Below are 18314 nucleotides of genomic sequence, written 5' to 3'. Positions count from 1 at the left end.
CCGGGTGCCGCGAATTCCCTAGATTTCAAGGCATGTTGAAGACAGTCGCCCTCGCCGCCGCGGTCGGCCTGGTCCCGTCCGCCGGGATCGGGGACCAGGTCTGGCCGCAGCTCGGCAACAGCGGGTACGCCGTGGTCGACCAGCAGCTCGCCGTCCGGTTCAACCAGCACCTGACGGCGTACACCGCGACCACCACGCTGACCGCCCGCGCCACCTCGACGTTGTCCCGGTTCGACCTCGATCTGCTCGGTCCGAAGGTCACCGGCGTGCAGGTGAACGGCGTCCGGTCCGCGTGGAAGACCACGCCCGACGGCGAGCTGGTGATCACGCCGGCGCACCCGGTGCGGAACCGGTTCGTCGTCCGCGTGGACGTGGTGAACGACCTGCCGGACGCGGTCCAGGGCGGCCGGCCGCCGTTCGGGCTGCTCCGGCACGACGGCTGGGTCCAGACGATCAACCAGCCGGCCGGTGCGCGCCGGATTCTCGCGGTCAGCGACCACCCGGCCCAGAAGGCGCCCGCCACCATCTCGGTGACCGCGCCGACCGCGCTCAACTCCATTGCCAACGGCAAACTTCTCCGGACGCTCAAGGGTACGACGTACACCACCCGCGTGTTCCGGGAGCAGCGCAAGCTCGCGACCGAGCTGCTGCAGATCGGCGTCGGCCCGTTCACGGTCCTGCACAGCAAGGGGCCGCACGGCCTCGACCTGCGGTACGCCGTACCGACGGCGCAGTTGGCCGACATCAAGCCGCAGCTGGCGTCGTTCGACAGCTCGGTGCGGTTCCTGGAGCAGCGGCTGGGGCGGTTCCCGGGGAGTGAGGCAGGCTCGTTCGTGACGCCGCTCGGCGGTGAGCTGGAGACGCAGGGCCTGACGTTGATGACCGCGAGCGCGATGACCAAGGACGGCTTCGAGCAGAACGGGACCGACGGCGTCGTCCTGCACGAGGTCGCGCACGAATGGTTCGGCAACTCGGTCTCGCCGAGACGCTGGTCGGACGTCTGGCTGAACGAAGGCCACGCCTCCTTCTACGAGGACGTCTACGCCGAGGGCCGCTACGGCGCGAAACAAGAAGCCGTGATGCGGGACGCTTACGAGAAGCTGGGCGACAAACTCCTGGCCAACGGGCCCATCGCCGCCCCGGACCCGAAGACCTTCACCGGCGAGCGCGCCGACTACCGCCCGTACAGCAACGCCGCGTACGCCGGCGGCGCGCTCACCCTGTACGCCCTCCAGCAGAAGGTCGGCGCCCGCACCTTCAACACCATCGAACGCGCGTGGGTCAGCCGCTACAACAACTCCGTCGCCGGCACCGCCGACTTCATCAAGACCGCCTCGGACGTCGCCGGCACCGACCTCGGCGCCTTCCTCCGCTCCTGGCTCTACAGCACCCACCTGCCGCCGATGCCCGGTCACCCCGATTGGAAGCCGCCGAGCTCTTGACCGACCGAAAGGCTAAGTGATTTAGTCACTTTGTGACTTACTCAGCTTCTGAGGCGCTGCCCAGCCTGTCCGACCGGTTGACCGAGTCGATCCTCGGCATCATCCGGGAGGGCGGGCTGCGGCCGGGGGACGCGATTCCGTCGGCGCGGGAGCTGGCGAAGCGGTTCGCGATCACCACCCCGACGGTGCGTGAGGCGCTGCGGAAGCTGGAGGCGACCGGGGCGGTGGAGTTCCGGCACGGGTCCGGGACGTATGTCGGCCCGACGATCAACAACGTCGTACTGGCGAATCCGCATCGGCCGCCGATCACCAAGGATTCGGTGCTGCAGCTGATCAGCGCCCGCCTGGTCATCGAGCCGGCCGTGGCCGCGCAGTCCGCGCTCGCGCGGCAGCCGGAGAACCTGGAGCGTCTGGAGGCCGCGGTCACCAACGCGCTCGTGCCGCCGGGCGGTCCGGCGTTCGCGCTGAACTTTCACGTCGAGCTCGCCGCCGCGTCCGGGAACCCTTTGCTGCAAGAGGTTCTGGCGTCGTTGCTCAAGGTCCGGGTCCGCGAGCAGCAGCAGATCCGCGCGCTGTACGACAACCGCCGGCGGGACCACGAGGAGCACCAGGCGATCGCCGCGGCCGTCCGCGCGCAGGACGCCGGACAGGCCGAGCGGCTGACCCGGGAACACCTGGACAACATCCGCCAGGCCGTCGAGTCCGCGCCGGAGTTCTCATGAGACTCGCCGAGATGACGACCGACGAGGCGCTCGCCGCGGTCCGGACCGCGCCGCTGGTGATCGTCCCGGTCGGCGCGCAGGAGCAGCACGGCGGCGGGATGGCGATGTCGACCGACACCGTCCGCGCCGTCGGCGTCGCCGAGCGGGTCGCCGAACGGCTGGCCGGCCGCGCCGTCCTCGCCCCGGCGGTCCCGTACGGCGTCTCCCCGCACCACATGGCCTTCGCCGGCACCATGACGTTGTCACCGGCAACCTTCATGCAGGTCCTGCGGGAGCTGGTCGGGAGCCTGCGCACGCACGGCTGGCGGCAGTTCCTGGTGGTCACCGGGCACGGCGGCAACAACCCGGCGCTGTCCGTGCTCGCGCAGGAGTACGTCTGCACCGACGTGACGTTCGCGTGGACGCCGGTGACGTCCGTGGTGTCCGACCTGATCACGGACGTCGGTGCCGTGCACGGTCACGCCGGTGAGGCGGAGACCGCGCAGATGCTGTACCTCGCCCCGGAGCTGGTCCAGGCCGACCGCCTGGAGCCGGGCGCGTTGACGCTCGAGGAACTCACCGTTCCGGCCCGGCTGGCCCGCGACTCGCGCGGTCCGCGGCTCTCGGTCAGGTTCGACGAATACCACAAGCGTGGTGTGCTGGGCGATCCCCGCCGCGCCACAGCCGCGGACGGCCGCCTGCTGGTGGAGACCGCCGCCGACCGGATAGCCGCCTTCGCCGACGAATTGCTCTCGGCCTGACGCACACCCGAGTTACTGGACCTTCGCTCAGGGAGGTCCAGGCGCGAGCCTGCCCGCCCGCAGGCCGCCTGCCCCGAGGAGGCACCCCTGATGAAGACCCTTGCTGCCCTGACGGCCCTGGTGACTGTCACCCTCCTGTTGCCAACAGCAAACGCATCCGTTGCCGGCAGCCCCGGTTGCGGCCGGGTGGCAGCGCCGAGCGGCGACTACACGATCGCCAGCGGCGGGCTCACCCGCACCTACCGCCTGCACGTACCGGACAACTACAAGCCGTCCAAGGCCTCGCCGCTCATCGTCGTCTACCACGGCCGCGGCAAGACGGGCGCGCAGACCGAGGCCTTCTCCGGGCTGGACCGGCTCGACGCGATCGTTGCCTACCCCAACGGTGTGCTCGGCGACGAGGACAAGCAGGCCTGGCAGGGCGCGCCGTACTCCGCGAAGGGCGTCGACGACGTCAGGTTCACCTCGGACCTGCTCGACTCGCTGGAGTCGTCGTACTGCGTCGACCCGCACGCCGTCTACGCGACCGGGAAGTCGAACGGCGCCGGGTTCACCGGAATCCTCGCCTGCCGGCTCGCGGACCGGTTCGCCGCGATCGCCCCGGTCTCCGGCGCGTTCTACCTCGAGGGCACGCGCTGCGCCCCGAGCCGCCCGGTCCCGGTGCTCGACATCCACGGCACCGGCGACACCACGATCCCGTACGGCGGAGACGGCCAGCGCGGCCTGCCCGACGTACAGACATGGGTCCGGGACTGGTCCGTCCGCGACCACTGCAAGCAGGACCCGAAGACCAGCCAGCTCGGCGACGACGTACTGACGTTCACGTACAAGGGCTGCAAGGCCGACGTCGTCCACGTCGCGGTCACCGACTGCGGCCACACCTGGCCGGGTTCCGACTCCACGTCCGGTCCGGGGTACGTCACCCAGACGTTCCAGGCGGCCGACCTGATCGGCGCCTTCTTCAAGGAGCACAAACTCTCATGAGCACCGCGACCGAGACGAGGGAGCTGCCCCGCCTGGTGCGGGCGATGGCCGGGATCGAACGGGTCGGGAACGCGCTGCCGCACCCGTTCTGGCTGTTCTGGATCCTGTCCGCATTGCTGGCCGTGGTCAGCGCGATCCTGTCGGCGCTGGACGTGTCGGTGATCTCGCCGAAGAACGGCAAGGAGGTCGTCGTCCAGAACCTGCTGTCCGGCGACGGCCTGCAGATGGCGGTGTCGACGGCGATCTCGAACTTCGCCGAGTTCCCGCCGATGGCCACGATCGTGGTCGTGATCATGGGCGTCGCGCTCGCCGAACGGACCGGTTTCCTGCAGGCGCTGATGCGGGTCAGCGTGTCCCGGGTGCCGCAGTCGATGGTGGTGTTCGCGGTCGCGTTCGCCGGGACCATGTCGCACGTCGCGTCGGCCGCGGCGTACATCATCCTGGTGCCGCTCGGCGGGCTCGCGTTCCGCGCGGTCGGCCGGTCGCCGATCCTCGGCATCGTGGTCGCGTACACCGCGATCGCCTCCGGGTACGACGCCAGCCCGATCCCGACCCCGAACGACGCGATCTTCGCCGGCATCACCACCGCCGCGGCCCGCACCGTCCACCCCGACGCGCACGTGTCCGTCCTGTCGAACTGGTTCTTCAACATCGCGTCGTCGGTGCTGCTGGCGCTGGTGATCACGCTCGTCACCCGGCTGGTCCTGAACAAACGCCCGGACCTCGACGCCGACCCCGACGCCCCTGGCGACGACCCCGACCAGCTCGCCGTAACAGTTGCCGAACGCAAAGGCCTACGTCGCGCCGGCCTGGTCTTCCTCGTCGCCGCGGTCGCAATCGTCGCGGTCCTGCTGCCGCACGGCTCCCCACTCCGCGGCAAGGACGGCAGCATCGTCGACTCCCCGTTCCTGGACGGCATCGCGATCGTCGTCGCGGTCCTCTTCGGCCTCGTCGGCATCACGTACGGCGTGACGGTCCGGGCGGTCGAGCGCGCGTCCGACGTACCGAAACTGATGGCCGAAGGCATCAAACAGATGGCGCCGGTGCTGGTGCTGTTCTTCGCAATCGCCCAGTTCCTCGCCTACTTCGACTGGACCAACCTCGGCGACCTACTGTCGGCCGAATCCGCCCGCGTCCTAGGCGACCTGGGCGCCCCCAAAGTAGTGATCTTCCTTGGCATCCTGGCCCTCCTCACCATCATCAACATCCTGGTAACCAGCGGCTCCGCCATGTGGTCCCTCACCGCCCCCATCCTCGTCCCGATGATGCTCCTCCTGAACGTCCCCGCCGAAACCACCCAAGCCCTCTTCCGCATCGCCGACTCCGGCTCCACCGCGATCACCCCCATGAGCCCGTACTTCGTCATGGCCCTCGGCTTCCTCCAGCGCTACCGAAAAGACGCCGGCGTCGGCACGCTGGCGTCGTACACAGTCCCACTGGCCGTGGCAATGACCGTTGCCTGGACCCTCCTATTCCTCGCCTGGTGGGCCCTCGGCATCCCACTGGGTCCCGGGGCACCGGTCAGGTGACGAACGACAGCCTGTGCGACGCCGTGTCGACAGCGGGGTGGTTAACACGGCGTTCACAATCGAGCAACAGGTCCGTAATCGCCGGTTGACACTGTCGAGAGCGGCCGTTCAGAAACACCTGAGGGAACAGCCACGACGAAGGGACAGCCGGTGACCTACAAGGCCGAGTACATCTGGATCGACGGCACTCAGCCGAGCGCGCGGCTGCGCTCGAAGACCCGGGTGCTCGCGGACGGCGCCGAGTTGCCGGACTGGGGTTTCGACGGTTCGAGCACTAACCAGGCGCCCGGCGACAACTCCGACTGTGTGCTCAAGCCGGTCTTCTCGTGTCCCGACCCTATCCGTGGCGGCGACCACAAGCTCGTGCTGTGCGAGGTGTACCTCGTCGACGGCACCCCGCATCCGACGAACCACCGGGCCGTGCTGCTCACGATCGCCGAACAGTTCGCCGAGCAGGACTCCTGGTTCGGCATCGAGCAGGAGTACACCTTCTTCCAGGAGGGCCGGCCGCTCGGCTTCCCGGCGGTCGGCTTCCCCGCGCCGCAGGGACCGTACTACTGTGGCGTCGGCGCCGACGAGGTCTTCGGTCGCGACGTCGTCGAGCAGCACCTGGACGCCTGTCTCGACGCGGGCCTGAAGATCTCCGGCATCAACGCCGAGGTCATGCCCGGCCAGTGGGAATTCCAGATCGGCCCGGCCGGCCCGGTCGAGGTCGCCGACCACCTGTGGGTCGCGCGCTGGCTGCTCTACCGCATCGCCGAGGACCACGACATCGCCGCGACCCTGGACGCGAAGCCGGCCAAGGGTGACTGGAACGGCGCCGGTGCGCACACCAACTTCTCTACCCGGGCGATGCGCGAAGGCTACGACGCGATCATCACCGCCTGCGAGTCGCTCGGTGCGCCGGGCAAGGTCGAGGAGCACATCGCCGGGTACGGCGACGGTATCGAGGAGCGTCTCACCGGCGACCACGAGACCGCCCCGCACGACGCCTACAGCTACGGCGTCTCCAACCGTGGTGCCTCGGTCCGCATCCCCTGGCAGGTCGAGGCGGACAAGAAGGGCTACATCGAGGACCGTCGCCCGAACGCGAACATCGATCCGTACAAGGTCACGCGCCTGATCGTGAACACCTGCTGCGGTGCGCTGGAGAAGGCAGGCCAGGTCTGACCGAGCGGCGTCAGGTGAGGTTGACGCCGGAGTTGCGGAGCTCGGTCAGGGCCTTTCCGGTACTGGCTTCCGCGACGCCGGCGGTCAGGCCGGTGAGGACCGTCGTACCGAAGCCTTGCTTGTGGGCGTCGAGGGCGGTGGCTCGGACGCAGTAGTCGGTGGCGATGCCGCAGACGTCGACGTCGGTGACGCCTTTGCCGCGGAGCCAGTCGGCGAGGGTGTGGCCGCCTTCGTGGGACTTGCCTTCGAAGCCGGAGTACGCCGCCGCGTACTCGCCTTTGTCGAAGATCGCGTCGAACGGCTGCGGGTCGAGGTTCGGGTGGAAGCTGACGCCGTCGGTGCCGGCCACGCAGTGCGGGGGCCAGGAGTTCACGAAGTCGGGGGTCTTGGAGAAGTGGTCGCCGGGGTCGATGTGGTGGTCCCGGGTGGCGACGACGAATGCGTACTGCCGTTCGTCGGGTTCGGCCTCATGCCATTCGTGCAGCAGTTCGCCGATCCGGAACGCGACGTCGGCGCCGCCGGCGACGGCGAGGCTGCCACCTTCGCAGAAGTCGTTCTGCACATCAACCACGATCAGTGCCCGCGCCATCGCGTCGCTCCTTCGCCGAGAACTCCTGAGCCCACCGTACAAGCGCGACCGCCGCGAACGCTGTATTAGGCGGGAATCAGGTCACCGCCGGTGACGTGCAGCAGCTGCCCCTGGATCGCCCGGGTCCGCGGCGAGGTGAGGAACAGAATGGCGTCCGCGATCTCCGACGCGTCCGGCAGATGCCGCGCCGTGAAGCCTGCAGCGATCCGCTCCAGCGCAGCCTGCGGGATCGCCCGGTGGACGCCGTTCTCGAGCGTGATTCCCGGCAGTACGACGTTCACGAGTACGCCGTCCGCGCCCAGATCGTGCTGCAGGCTCGCCGCGAGCCCGTGCAGACCGGCCTTCGCCGCGCTGTACGCCCAGGACCCGGCCATCCCGCGCTCGGCGAGGTCGGTCGACAGCAGCACGAGCCGCCCGTGCTCCGACTGCCGCAGCGCGGGCGCGACCTGCTGGACGAGATGGAAGTTGCCTTCGAGGTTCGCCCGGATGATGCCGGTCCACCACTCCGGCCGGGACTCCTCGATCCGCGACGGCCGCTCGTCGTACCCGAGCGTGCCCCAGCTGACCGCGTTCGCGACGACCGCGTCGAGGCCGCCCCAGTGCTCCACGGTCGATGCGACCGCGGCGGCGATCGTCTCCGGTGCACCGAGGTCCATCGGTACGACGTACGCCGTACCGCCGGCCGCCTCGATCTCCTCGGCGACGGCCTCGGCGGCGTCCTTCCGGCTGTTGTACGTGATCGCGACCCGCGCACCCTCGTGCCCGTACGCGACCGCGGTGGCCCGCCCGATCCCCGACGACCCACCGGTCACCAGCACCGCGGCGTCCTTGAAACCCAGGTCCATGACCCGTCCTCCTGATTATCATTAGTCGGCTAAGCAGAAAACTTAGCCGACTAACAATCAATCCGCAAGGCCAGCGTGGCCCGCCGGAGCTGCTCGTCGGGGCGGGTGTGGATCCGGTCCGCGAGCTCGGCCGGGATGTAGCGCGGCGTCCCGATCGCCAGGCAGTCGCGCAGGATCCGGGCGGTCTTGTCGGCGAGTTGGGTGATCCGCCGCGCCTCGTCGAACGAGTCCGCGAGCGCGACCATGCCGTGGTTGCCGAGGTAGATCACCCGCGGCCGCTCGCCCAGCCGTCGGACATACTCGAGCACCGCGATCCGTGCCCTGCGCCCCAGCTCGAGCCCGGGATCGACGTACGGCAGCAGGATCTGTTCGCGGCCGAGTACGACGATCTGGTCCGGGAACAGCGCGCCGTCGACGAGGGTCGACGCGCGATCCGAGCAGGCGATCGCGTTCACGGACTGCGGGTGGCAGTGCGCGACCACGGATGCCCCCGCGTGGGTCAATGCGACGGCGTGGAGGAGCGATTCGACCGATGGCTGCGGCCCGGACGGGTCGACCCGGCTGTCCAGCAGCACCCGCTGTACGTCGGCGTTGTCGGCATCCGGTGCGTCGAGCAGTTCGAGCAGCGGCGGGAGCCGGACCTCGACGAAGGCGGCCGGCGTCGCGTGTTCGAGCGACGTGCCGCTGGCCTTCACCAGCATCCGGTCCGGGCCGATCCGGGCGGAGAGGTTGCCTTCGCCGAGGACGGCGAGGTCGCGGCTGTCGTCCCCGAGCCAGCGGGCCAGCGCGGTGAGTTCCTGGTGCATGGGTCCTCCGATTCCGGCCTGTGAAGGTCGGCGTGAGCCGTTGACGTCTGGATGCGTCCAGGCGTAGGTTCCTCGCAATTGGAGCGCTCCAATCATGCATTGCGACTCGGCTCGACACCAGACCCACGAGACAGGAGCCCCCGCATGTCCGAACACGTCTCCCGCCGCACCGTCCTGCGCACCGGAGCCGTCGGCGGCATCGCTGCCGCGTTCGCCGGCGCCCTCCCGGCAGGTCCCGCGTACGCCGGCCGGGACCGGTTGCACCTCGCCCACCGCGGCCGTTCGACGTACGCCGTCCTTGCCGGCAGCAACGATGCGCCGATGGTCCGGCGAGCCGCCCGTGAGCTCGCCGACTACCTGCGCCGGGTCACCGGGGCCGCGATCCCGCTGGTCGACGAGCGCACCGTGCGGTCCGGGTACCACGACCTGATCGTTGTGGGTGCCAACAATCCGGCGGCCGCCGCATTCGGGCGGATCGACCGGAGCGCACTCGGCGACGACGGGTTCGCCGTCCGCGTCAGCGGCAAGAACGTGCTGATCACCGGCCCGGGTCCGCTCGGCACGCTGCACGGCGCGTACTGGTTCGCCGAGACCCAGCTCGGCGTGCGCTGGTACGCCGAGAACACCGAGACCGTCCCGTCGACGAGCACGATCGACCTCGCCACCGATCCACTGCACCGCGACTACGTGCCGCGGTTCCGGTTCCGGCAACTGCACTACGGCGAGGCGTTCAGCGCCGAGAACCGGCACCACCTGCGGTTGAACGGCCGCCGCGACATGTACGACGTACCGCAGCCCGCCGACCTGAACGTGTGGTCCGGGTACTGGCCCGAGGACCGGCCGACGTTCTTCCGCGACCTGGTCACCGACCAGACGCTGATCCAGGACGGCAACATCCGGTTCATGAACCCGGACGCGCGCAGCCAGGCGACCGCGACGGTGATCCGGCTGATCAACGAGCGGATCGCCCGCGGCGAGGACGCGTCGCTCGGGATCATCCAGTGGGACGCGAACCCGTGGCACCCGGATCCGGACAGCCAGGCGTTCATCGACGCGCACGGCGGCGCGGGCTGCGCGGCGATGCTCGACTTCGTCAACGACCTGGCCCGCCGGGTCCGCAAGGTGATCCCGGCCGCTCGGCTGGAGACCGAGGCGTACCAGTGGTCGATCCAGCCGCCCACCGCGATGACGGTCGAGGACAACGTGGTGATCACGTTCTGCCCGATCTACGCCAACCGCGGCAAGCCGATCCTGGACGACGCGAACGCCGACCAGCGGGCGTACCTGCTCGGCTGGACGAAGATCGCGAAGAACATCGTGCTCTGGGACTACCAGACGATGTTCTCCAGCTATCTGATGCCGTTCCCGCAGTGGTACGACGGGTTCGAGTCGCTCCGCCAGGTCGCGAAGCTGCCGCAGGTGCAGGGCTTGTTCATCCAGGGCGTCTGGAACACCCGCGGCGGCGACATGGCCTCGATGCGGGCGTGGGTACTGTCGCGGCTGGCCTGGGACCCGTCGCTCGACGTACGGCGGACCGTCCGCGAATACCTCGACGGGTACTACGGTGCCGCGGGCAAGCATGTCGAGGCGTACCTGCAGACGTTGTGGGAGTCGAAGGAGGCGAACGGCCCGCTGTCGGAGGCGTCGCAGTACATGTCGCGGATCTACCAGCTGGACGTGGTGCGTGCCGCCGACGGGCATTTCGCCGCGGCCGAGGCTGCCGTCCACGGGGATCAGGAGCTGCTCGATCGGCTCGCGGTCGCGCGGTTCCAGCTGGACTACGTGATCTTCCTGCGCTCGACGGCGTACCTCGAGGATCTGGCGAACACGCACCAGACGTGGGACCTGGACCTCGTCAACCGGAAGGCGCGCGCGAAGCGGGCCCTGCAACTGACCGGGATGAGCCGGTACTCCGAGGGCGGCGGCGATGTCGGGAAGATCGTCGACGAGTACGACGTGAACCCGGTGCCGCCCGGCAACGTCACGCCACCGGCCGCCGTACAGGGGCTGCCCGCCGATCAGTGGGCCGACTTCCAGGAGAGCCGGATCCTGATCGCGGCGCCGTGGATGACCAGTCTGGCGACCGACCTGAAGGCGTCGAACCACCGCGCGCTGCGGATGGATCCGAACGACTCGCAGTGGGGCGTGCAGTTCTGGCTCGACCAGCTGGGCGACGGGAACTGGCGGTTGTTCGTCTCGCTCCGCGCCGACGTCGGGACGCTGGCCGCCGGTACGCCGGTCGCGGAGCTCGGGGTGTATCCGCCGTTCGGGAACACGTTGCGGAAGACCGCGGGTGACCTGGCCGACGGCGAGTACCACGAGATCGAGCTGCCCGGGACGTACGCCCGCGACGCGCAGCACGTGCTCTACGTCCAGAACCTGTCCAAGGTGCCGGCGCTCTGGATCGACCGGGTGTTCGCGATCAAGGCCTGATCGCTACGATTGACGCGCTCCAGACGATGCCATCCGCATCGGTCCGACAGATAGGTCCAGCGTGATAGCCAACATCGAGGACGTCGCCCGGCTGGCCGGAGTCGCCCGCTCCACCGTGAGCAACGTGATCAACCGCCCGGAGATCGTCGCCGAGGCGACCCGGTTGCGGGTGAAGAGCGCGATGGAGATGCTCGGCTACGTCCCGAACGAGTCGGCCCGGGTGCTGGCCGGCGGGATGGGCCGGTTCGTCGGGATGGTCGTGCACGACGCCGGCAACCCGTTCTTCGGCGAGATGGCGCGGGCGGTCGAGGACATCGCGCTGGAGCGCGACTACGTGGTGACGCTGACCAGCACCGGCGCCGAGCCGGAGCGGGAGGACAACGCGCTGCGGCTGCTGATGCGGCAGCGCGCGCAGGGTGTGCTGCTGACCACGACGGCGATGCGGGCCACCTCGGTCGCGAGCCTGCGCGGGATCGGCACCCGGGTGGTGCTTCTGGACACGCCCGGCGGGCCCGATGAGTGCTCGGTCTCGGTGGACGACGTCGACGGTGGACGGCTGGTCGGGGCGCATTTCCTGGCGTGCGGGTACCGGCAGATCGCGTTCGCCGGCCGGCCCGCGCGGACGATCCAGCACGGCGACCGGCTGGCCGGTCTCCGTCAGGTGCTGGCCGAGGACGGCCGGGGCCGCGGCGTACACGTCCAGGAGATCCTGGTTGCCGCTGACGACGTGGCCAGTGGCCGGGCGATCGCGCCGACCGTTGCCGACGTCGCGAAGGGCGATCTCTCGAGTCCGCTCGCCGTGCTCTGCGGCAACGACCTGATCGCGATGGGGCTGCTGTTCGGCCTGCAGGAGCTGGGCGTCGACGTACCGGGTCAGGTCGCGATCTGCGGGTACGACGACATCGACCTCGCGCAGTACCTGGCCATCCCGCTGACGACGGTCCGGCAGCCGATGGCCGAGATGGGGCGGACCGCGTTCGAGCTGCTGCTCGGCGAGGTGACCGATCCCGCGCACGTCCACGAGGCTCGCCGGTTCGCGCCGGAGCTGGTCGTCCGCGGCTCGACCGCTCGCTGACCGGCCGTCGATCACGGCGGTGGGTCGCTGTACCTCATCATTGGAGCGATTCAACCCGAGGAGTGGACCATGACGGACGAACTCGCCGAACGCATCGCCGGCTTCACGATCGAGACCCAGAGCTGGGGCTACGTGAGCACCGGCACCCGGTTCAAGGTGTTCCACACGCCCGGTACGCCGCGGACCGTGCACGAGAAGGTCGACGACGCCGCGCTCGTGCACCGGCTGACCGGCGTCACGCCGACCGTCGCGCTGCACATCCCCTGGGACCGCACCGACTACGCCGAGCTCCGCCGGTACGCCGAGCAGCAGGGCGTCCGGATCGGGTCGATCAGCCCGAACATCTTCCAGGACGACGACTACCACCACGGCTCGTTCACCAACCCGGACCCGGCGATCCGCGCGAAGGCCGTCGCGACGTCGGTCGAGTGCGTCGGCATCATGCGGACCACCGGCTCGAAGCAGCTGTCGATGTGGGTTGCCGACGGCACCAATTACCCGGGCCAAGGCGACTTCCGCCGGCGCCGCGACCGGCTGCGGGACTGCCTGCGGGAGGTGTACGACGCGCTCGACCCGGACATGTCGATGATCCTGGAGTACAAGCTGTTCGAGCCGGCCTTCTACCACACCGACATCGCCGACTGGGGTCAGTCGCTGTTGCTCTGCCAGGAGTTGGGGGAGCGGGCCAACGTGCTGGTCGACCTCGGCCACCATGCGCTGGGCGTGAACATCGAGCACATTGTCGCCACCCTGCTCGGGCAGCGGCGCCTCGGCGGCTTCGACCTGAACGGCAAGCGGTACGCCGATGACGATTTGATGGTCGGGTCAACGAATCCGTACGAGCTGTTCCTGATCATGGCCGAGATCGTGTCCGCGCTGGCCGATCCGGATCCGGCGATCGCGGCCGGGGCGGGCGGCGTCTTGTTCAAGATCGACCAGTGCGCGATGGTCGAGGAGAAGCTGCCCGCGATGCTGCGCAGTATCGAGGCGTGCCAGATCGGGTACGCGAAGGCGTTGCTGATCGATCGGGACGCGCTCCGGGCGGCGCAGGACGCAGGCGACGTGGTCGGGGCGAACACGCTGGTCGACAGTGCGTTCCAGGCCGACGTACGGCCGATGCTGCGGCAGGCGCGGGAGTTGCTCGGGGTCCCGGCCGACCCGCTGCGCGCCTACCTGGACTCGGGGCTGCCGGAGCGGCTTGCGGCGGAGCGGGTCGGCGTACCGGCCGGGTGGTGATCAGCGGACCCCGAGGACGGCCGCGGATTCCTCGGCGTAGATGCGGTGGCCGCGGTCGTCGGGGTGGTTGATGCCGTTGCGGAGCAGCGTCGGGTACGCGACGCCCTCGGCGTACAGGCGGTGCCAGCGGTCGGAGACAGCGGCCAGCGCGACGCCTTCCTGGGCGGCGAATGCGCGCAGGAAGGCGACATACGGGCGCGGGTCGGGGGCGTCGAGGCGGTCGATGTGCATCCAGTCCGGGCGGGTGAAGTGCGGTTCGAGCAGCAGCAGGTCGGCGTCCAGCGCGCGGCACCGGGTCAGGATCTCGCCGTACAGCGACGGCCACCGGGACGGGGCGAGCTCGGCGTCGTTGACGAACTCGAGCGTGATCAGGTCGGGCTCGGTGGCGGCGACGGTCCGCCAGTCCGCACCGTTGGGCGCACCCTCGAGCCATTCGTCTGATTCGCTGCCGCCGATCGCGACCGTGCTGACCTCGGCCCTGATGCCGGCGGTGTGCAGGAGGTCATGCAGTAGCGCGGGGTACGCCGTCCGCTCGCTGGAAGCCGATCCGCCGGCGGTGACGCTGTCGCCCCAGCAGGTGATGCGGATCGGGCGTCCCGCGTCGATCGCCTTCCGGACCATGGGCAGGCGGTCGAGTTGCGGCAGCGAGAGCGGCGTACGGGCCACGCTCGTCAGCGGGATCAGGAGTGGTTCCTCGCCGGCGTACGGGACGAAGATCGTTGCCAAGGGCTCGCTGCCGGCGGGGATGCCGGGTGGTTGCGGGTTGCTGAGGTGGCTGTGACCGCGGACGATGCGGCCGTCGGCGAGCAGGACGTCGACGCGTAGCAGCGAGTACTCGTACTCCGCGACGGCGTTCCGCAGCGGGCGCTTCCGGGTGAGGGCGGCCCAGTGTTCGTCGACGAGGTAGTCCGTGCCGGCGACGAGTGGGCCGTCCGCATCGCGCAGCCGCAGTGTGCCCGGTCTGAGTGCACCGGGCGCGGCCGTGTCGTCGACGCCTCGGCAGTCGGTCATCACGCCGCGCAGCCGATACCCGTGCCGCCAGCGATCCGGTACGCCGTCCGGCGGTTCGACCGGCTCGTCGACGACCAGCCGTCGTTCGGCGGGCGCGATCCCGCCCGCGGCCGCCACCAGCTCCCACAGCATCCGGACTCCTTTCGGTGGTCCCCAAAGGCTAGTTGAACCGCTCCAATCATGCCTAGACTTCGATCCCATGGACGACGACGTGAACGCGCCGGACCGGCGGACCGGCTGGATCACCAGTGCGGCGTGGCAGCAGGATCCCGACGGCCCGCTGCCGGTGCTCGGCACCGTGATCGAGGTGACCGGCGCGGCCCGGGACGCGGTCCTGCGCGTCGCCGGGCTCGGCGTGTTCGTCGCCGCGATCAACGGCGAGGCCGTCAGCGACCCGCTCGAGCCGGGCTACACCGACTACGCGATCCGCGCCGAGTTCTGCACGTACGACGTCACCGCGCGCCTCGTCCCCGGGCCGAACGTGATCACGATCCAGCTGGGCCCCGGCTGCTACCGCTCCCGCAAGCCCGAGGACCGCTGGGCCAAGATCGAGACCGCGTACGGCGACCTCGCCGCCTGCGCCACGCTCGACTGGACCGACGACGCCGGACCCCATGGACTGGGACCCTGGCACGCCACGACTGGCGCGGTACGCACCGCCAACTGGGTCGGCGGCGAGGACTACGACGCACACCACGAGCCCGACCTGCGGACGATCGCGTCCTGGCCGGCCGCCGTCCCCGCGAAGGTGCCCGCCGAACTCAGGCTGTCCGCCAAGACGATCCCGCCGATCCGCGAGGTCGAACGCCTCCCCGCCCGGTCGGTGACCACGATCCGTCCCGGCGTCCACGTCGTCGACTTCGGCGTGAACTTCGCCGGCTGGGTCGAACTCGACCTGCCGCCGAACGCGCGGGTCCGCCTGCGCCCGGCCGAGCTGCTCGAACCCTCCGGCGAGATCAACCCGGTGACGCAGGGCTGGGGCCCCGTCTTCCACACCGTCACGACCGCCGGCGTGCCGCTGACCTGGCATCCGCGGTTCTGCTACAACGGCCTGCGCTACCTGGAGATCTCCGGTCTGCCCAACGCGCCGGAGGCCCGCGGCCGGGTCCTCGCCGCCGGCGCCGAGCCGGCCGGTACGTTCGCGGCCTCCGACGCGAACGTCACCGCGCTGCACGGGATCATCCGGCGCGCGATCACGTCCAACATGTACTCGATGTTCACCGACTGCCCGCAGCGCGAGAAGCTCGGGTACCTCGAGCAGTTGCACCTGGTGTACCCGATCCTGCGGTGGAACTACGACGTCCACAGCCTGCTGGCGAACACGCTGCGGATCGTCCGCGAAGCACAGGAGCCGAGCGGGCACCTCGCGTTGTATGTCCCGGAGTGGGACCCGTTCCCCGACCCGTGGCGCGGCGACGCGAACTTCGGGCTCGTGATCGTCTTCCTGCCCTGGCAGCTCTACCGCACGTACGGCGATCGCGACGTACTGACGGCCAACCACGACGCGGCCGTCCGATACGTCGAGTACCTCCTGGCGTCGCGAGAGGACGGGCTGGTCACGTACGGACTGGGGGACTGGGACGGGCGGGACTTCCGGTACGTGCCGCTGGTGGCGACGTCCACGCTGGCGCGGGCGTTGGGCGTGCTCGCCGAGACGGCTCGGGTGCTGGGGCTCGACGGGGAGCGGTGGGACGCGGTGCGTGCCGAGGTCGTCGGTGCTGTGCGGCAGCGGTTCGTAACGCCGGCGGGGGAGGTGGGGACCGAGTCGGTGGCGGAGCTTGCGGTGGCTCTGCATTCGGGCGTTCTCGCCGGGGTGGACGCCGTCGATCGGCTGGAGCGTCTGATCGTTGCTGACGGCTACTACCTGGAGATCGGTGAGATCGCGATGGCGGCGCTGGTCGAGGTGCTGGCGACGTACGACCGGCACGAGACGTTGTACCGGTTGACGCAGGTGGACGAGCGGCCCGGGTACGGGTACATGCTGCGGCACGGGGCGACGTCGCTGACCGAGACGTGGGACGGGCCAACGTTCGGGTACAGCCAGAACCACTTCATGAACGGCGCGATCGACGACTGGTTCTTCGGCCACGTCGCCGGGCTGCAACAGGCCCCGGGCGACGTCGGGTTCCGTGAGGTCGTGATCCGCCCGCGACCGTGCGGCGGGCTGACGTCCGCGGCCGCGTCGTACCGGACCGGGCAGGGGGAGCTCCGCAGTTCGTGGTGTATCGAGGACGGCCGGTTCATCCTCGACGTCGACGTACCGGCCGGGACGACCGCGGTCGTCGAGCTGCCGGACGGGGCGTCCCATCAGGTCGGTGCCGGGCAGCACCGGTTCGCTGGATGAAGGTCTGCGCGGCCGTCGATCTCGGTGCGTCGGGCGGCCGGGTGATCGCCGGGCTGTTCGAGAAGGACCAGGTCCGGTTGCGGACGGTGCACCGGTTCGCCCATCGCGCGCAGCGCCGCGACGGCCGGTTGCGGTGGCAGTACGCCGACCTGAAGGCGCAGGTCCTCACCGGGCTGCGGGCGCTCGCGCGCGAGTACCCGGAGGTCGAGTCGATCGGCATCGACACGTGGGGTGTCGACTACGGTCTGCTCGACGAGTCCGGCGTACTGCTCGCGGATCCCGTGTCGTACCGCGACGACCGGACGGCCGGCGTCGTCGACGTGCTGCACGAACGGTTCGGCGGCGTCGAGAAGCTGTACGACGTGAACGGGGTGCAGCCGTTGCCGATCAACACCGTGTACCAACTGGCCGCCGACGTAGTGGATCGCGCCGCGGCGGTCGTGATGCTGCCGGATCTGCTTGTGCACGAGCTCACCGGCGTACTCGGGACCGAGCTGACGATCGCGTCCACGACCGGGCTGCTCGACGTACGGACGCGGGACTGGTCGCCGGCCGTCCTGGATGCGCTGGGGCTGGCGCCGGAGCTGCTGCCGCCGTTGCGGACCGCGGGTGACCTGGTCGGGCCGCTGAAGCCCGACGTCGTCGCGGCGACCGGGCTGCCTCCGGACGTGCTCGTGGTCAGGGTCGGATCCCACGACACCGCGTCGGCGGTCGCAGGGCTCCCGCCGCACGACGGATCGGTCGCGTTCGTCTCCAGCGGTACCTGGTCGCTCGTGGGCCTCGAGCTCGACGGCCCGATCGTCACGTCCACCTCGCTGCGTGCGGGGATCAGCAACGAGCTGGGAGCTGACCGGCAGACCCTCTTCCTCCGCAACCTCGCCGGCCTCTGGCTGCTCCAGGAGTCGTTGGTCGCCTGGGGAAAACCGGACCTGCACCCGCTGCTCGCCGCGGCCGACGCACTGCCAGCCGGTGGGCCGATCATCGATGTCGACAGCAACGACCTGATCGCGCCGGGCGCCATGCCGGACCGGATCCGCGCGCTCGTCCGGGCGGCAGGTCGACGCCCGCCGGACGGACCGCCCGCGATCGTCCGCTGCATCCTCGACTCGCTCGCCACGGCGTACGCCGAGAGCACCCGGGAGCTCGCGCGGATCGCCGGAATGTCGCCGCGGGCGATCCACCTCGTGGGCGGGGGATCGCGGAACGCGCTGCTCTGCCGGCTCACGTCGGAGTTGTCCGGCCTGCCGGTCGTCGCCGGTCCGGTCGAGGCGACCGCGCGCGGCAACCTGCTGGTCCAGGCAGCCCGATTGTGGTCGGAGATGTGCTAACAGTTATCTTTTGACGGCGCATTGTCACCAAGTCACGGGGTCGGCATCTTCCGCCGGAGC

General features: G+C 69.9%; 15 protein-coding genes. 11 read left to right on the top strand and 4 right to left on the bottom strand.

The annotated features are described in order from the left end of the window. Positions 1–32 precede the first annotated feature (32 nt). The 6 genes from ACXJJ3_RS13125 to glnII all read left to right on the top strand — a co-directional run bounded on the left by ACXJJ3_RS13125 (position 33) and on the right by glnII (position 6587). Positions 33–1442 carry a M1 family aminopeptidase gene (locus tag ACXJJ3_RS13125; protein WP_458170286.1) on the top strand — a complete coding sequence of 470 codons (1410 nt, stop codon included), beginning with the start codon at positions 33–35 and terminating at the stop codon, positions 1440–1442. A gap of 32 nt (positions 1443–1474) precedes the next feature. Beyond that, the gene (locus tag ACXJJ3_RS13120; protein WP_458170285.1) at positions 1475–2164 is read left to right on the top strand and encodes a FadR/GntR family transcriptional regulator; all 690 of its coding nucleotides are present in this window, start codon (positions 1475–1477) and stop codon (positions 2162–2164) included. Next, a complete protein-coding gene (locus tag ACXJJ3_RS13115) occupies positions 2161–2904 on the top strand; it encodes a creatininase family protein (RefSeq protein ID WP_458170284.1) in 744 nt (247 codons plus the stop codon). Before ACXJJ3_RS13120 ends, ACXJJ3_RS13115 begins: the two co-directional genes overlap by 4 nt. A 90-nt stretch (positions 2905–2994) precedes the next feature. Continuing rightward, positions 2995–3888, top strand: coding sequence for an alpha/beta hydrolase family esterase (locus tag ACXJJ3_RS13110; RefSeq protein WP_458170283.1), 894 nt, complete (start codon positions 2995–2997; stop codon positions 3886–3888). Continuing rightward, entirely contained in the window at positions 3885–5417 is a 1533-nt protein-coding gene (locus tag ACXJJ3_RS13105; protein ID WP_458170282.1) for an AbgT family transporter, read from the top strand. Before ACXJJ3_RS13110 ends, ACXJJ3_RS13105 begins: the two co-directional genes overlap by 4 nt. 150 nt (positions 5418–5567) lie before the next feature. Further along, positions 5568–6587 (top strand): glutamine synthetase, encoded by a 1020-nt coding sequence (gene glnII, locus ACXJJ3_RS13100; protein ID WP_458170281.1) that lies wholly within the window; start codon positions 5568–5570, stop codon positions 6585–6587. A 10-nt stretch (positions 6588–6597) separates the two neighbouring features. On the opposite strand, the gene ACXJJ3_RS13095 is transcribed toward glnII, so the two are convergent. The 3 genes from ACXJJ3_RS13095 to ACXJJ3_RS13085 form a co-directional block, all read right to left on the bottom strand. Then, the gene (locus ACXJJ3_RS13095) at positions 6598–7176 is read right to left on the bottom strand and encodes a nicotinamidase (RefSeq protein WP_458170280.1); all 579 of its coding nucleotides are present in this window, start codon (positions 7174–7176) and stop codon (positions 6598–6600) included. Between the two features lie 65 nt (positions 7177–7241). Further along, positions 7242–8021, bottom strand: a complete 780-nt coding sequence (locus ACXJJ3_RS13090) for an SDR family NAD(P)-dependent oxidoreductase (RefSeq protein WP_458170279.1) — start codon at positions 8019–8021, stop codon at positions 7242–7244. A gap of 50 nt (positions 8022–8071) precedes the next feature. Then, on the bottom strand, positions 8072–8827 hold the full coding sequence (locus ACXJJ3_RS13085) for a class II aldolase/adducin family protein (protein WP_458170278.1): 756 nt from the start codon (positions 8825–8827) through the stop codon (positions 8072–8074). Positions 8828–8971: 144 nt separating this feature from the next. Between ACXJJ3_RS13085 and ACXJJ3_RS13080 the strand changes: the two genes are divergently transcribed. The 3 genes from ACXJJ3_RS13080 to rhaI all read left to right on the top strand — a co-directional run bounded on the left by ACXJJ3_RS13080 (position 8972) and on the right by rhaI (position 13571). After that, entirely contained in the window at positions 8972–11260 is a 2289-nt protein-coding gene (locus tag ACXJJ3_RS13080) for a DUF4838 domain-containing protein (protein ID WP_458170277.1), read from the top strand. 61 nt (positions 11261–11321) lie between these two features. Next, on the top strand, positions 11322–12335 hold the full coding sequence (locus ACXJJ3_RS13075) for a LacI family DNA-binding transcriptional regulator (RefSeq protein ID WP_458170276.1): 1014 nt from the start codon (positions 11322–11324) through the stop codon (positions 12333–12335). A 69-nt stretch (positions 12336–12404) separates the two neighbouring features. Further along, entirely contained in the window at positions 12405–13571 is a 1167-nt protein-coding gene (rhaI, locus tag ACXJJ3_RS13070; RefSeq protein WP_458170275.1) for an L-rhamnose isomerase, read from the top strand. Here rhaI and ACXJJ3_RS13065 read toward each other — a convergent pair whose 3' ends face one another. Next, on the bottom strand, positions 13572–14714 hold the full coding sequence (locus ACXJJ3_RS13065) for a GDSL-type esterase/lipase family protein (protein ID WP_458170274.1): 1143 nt from the start codon (positions 14712–14714) through the stop codon (positions 13572–13574). 67 nt (positions 14715–14781) lie between these two features. Here ACXJJ3_RS13065 and ACXJJ3_RS13060 point away from each other — a divergent pair, with 67 nt between their 5' ends. Together ACXJJ3_RS13060 and ACXJJ3_RS13055 are read left to right on the top strand one after the other, a co-directional pair. Continuing rightward, the gene (locus tag ACXJJ3_RS13060; RefSeq protein ID WP_458170273.1) at positions 14782–16926 is read left to right on the top strand and encodes a family 78 glycoside hydrolase catalytic domain; all 2145 of its coding nucleotides are present in this window, start codon (positions 14782–14784) and stop codon (positions 16924–16926) included. Next, positions 16923–18254: a rhamnulokinase gene (locus tag ACXJJ3_RS13055; RefSeq protein ID WP_458170272.1), complete on the top strand. Its 1332-nt coding sequence runs from the start codon at positions 16923–16925 to the stop codon at positions 18252–18254. Before ACXJJ3_RS13060 ends, ACXJJ3_RS13055 begins: the two co-directional genes overlap by 4 nt. The last annotated feature ends 60 nt before the right edge of the window (positions 18255–18314 follow it).

It is taken from the genome of Kribbella sp. WER1 (genome assembly GCF_054189145.1).
Note: the sequence above shows the minus strand (reverse complement) of the source record. Positions and strands in the feature narration are given on the sequence as shown.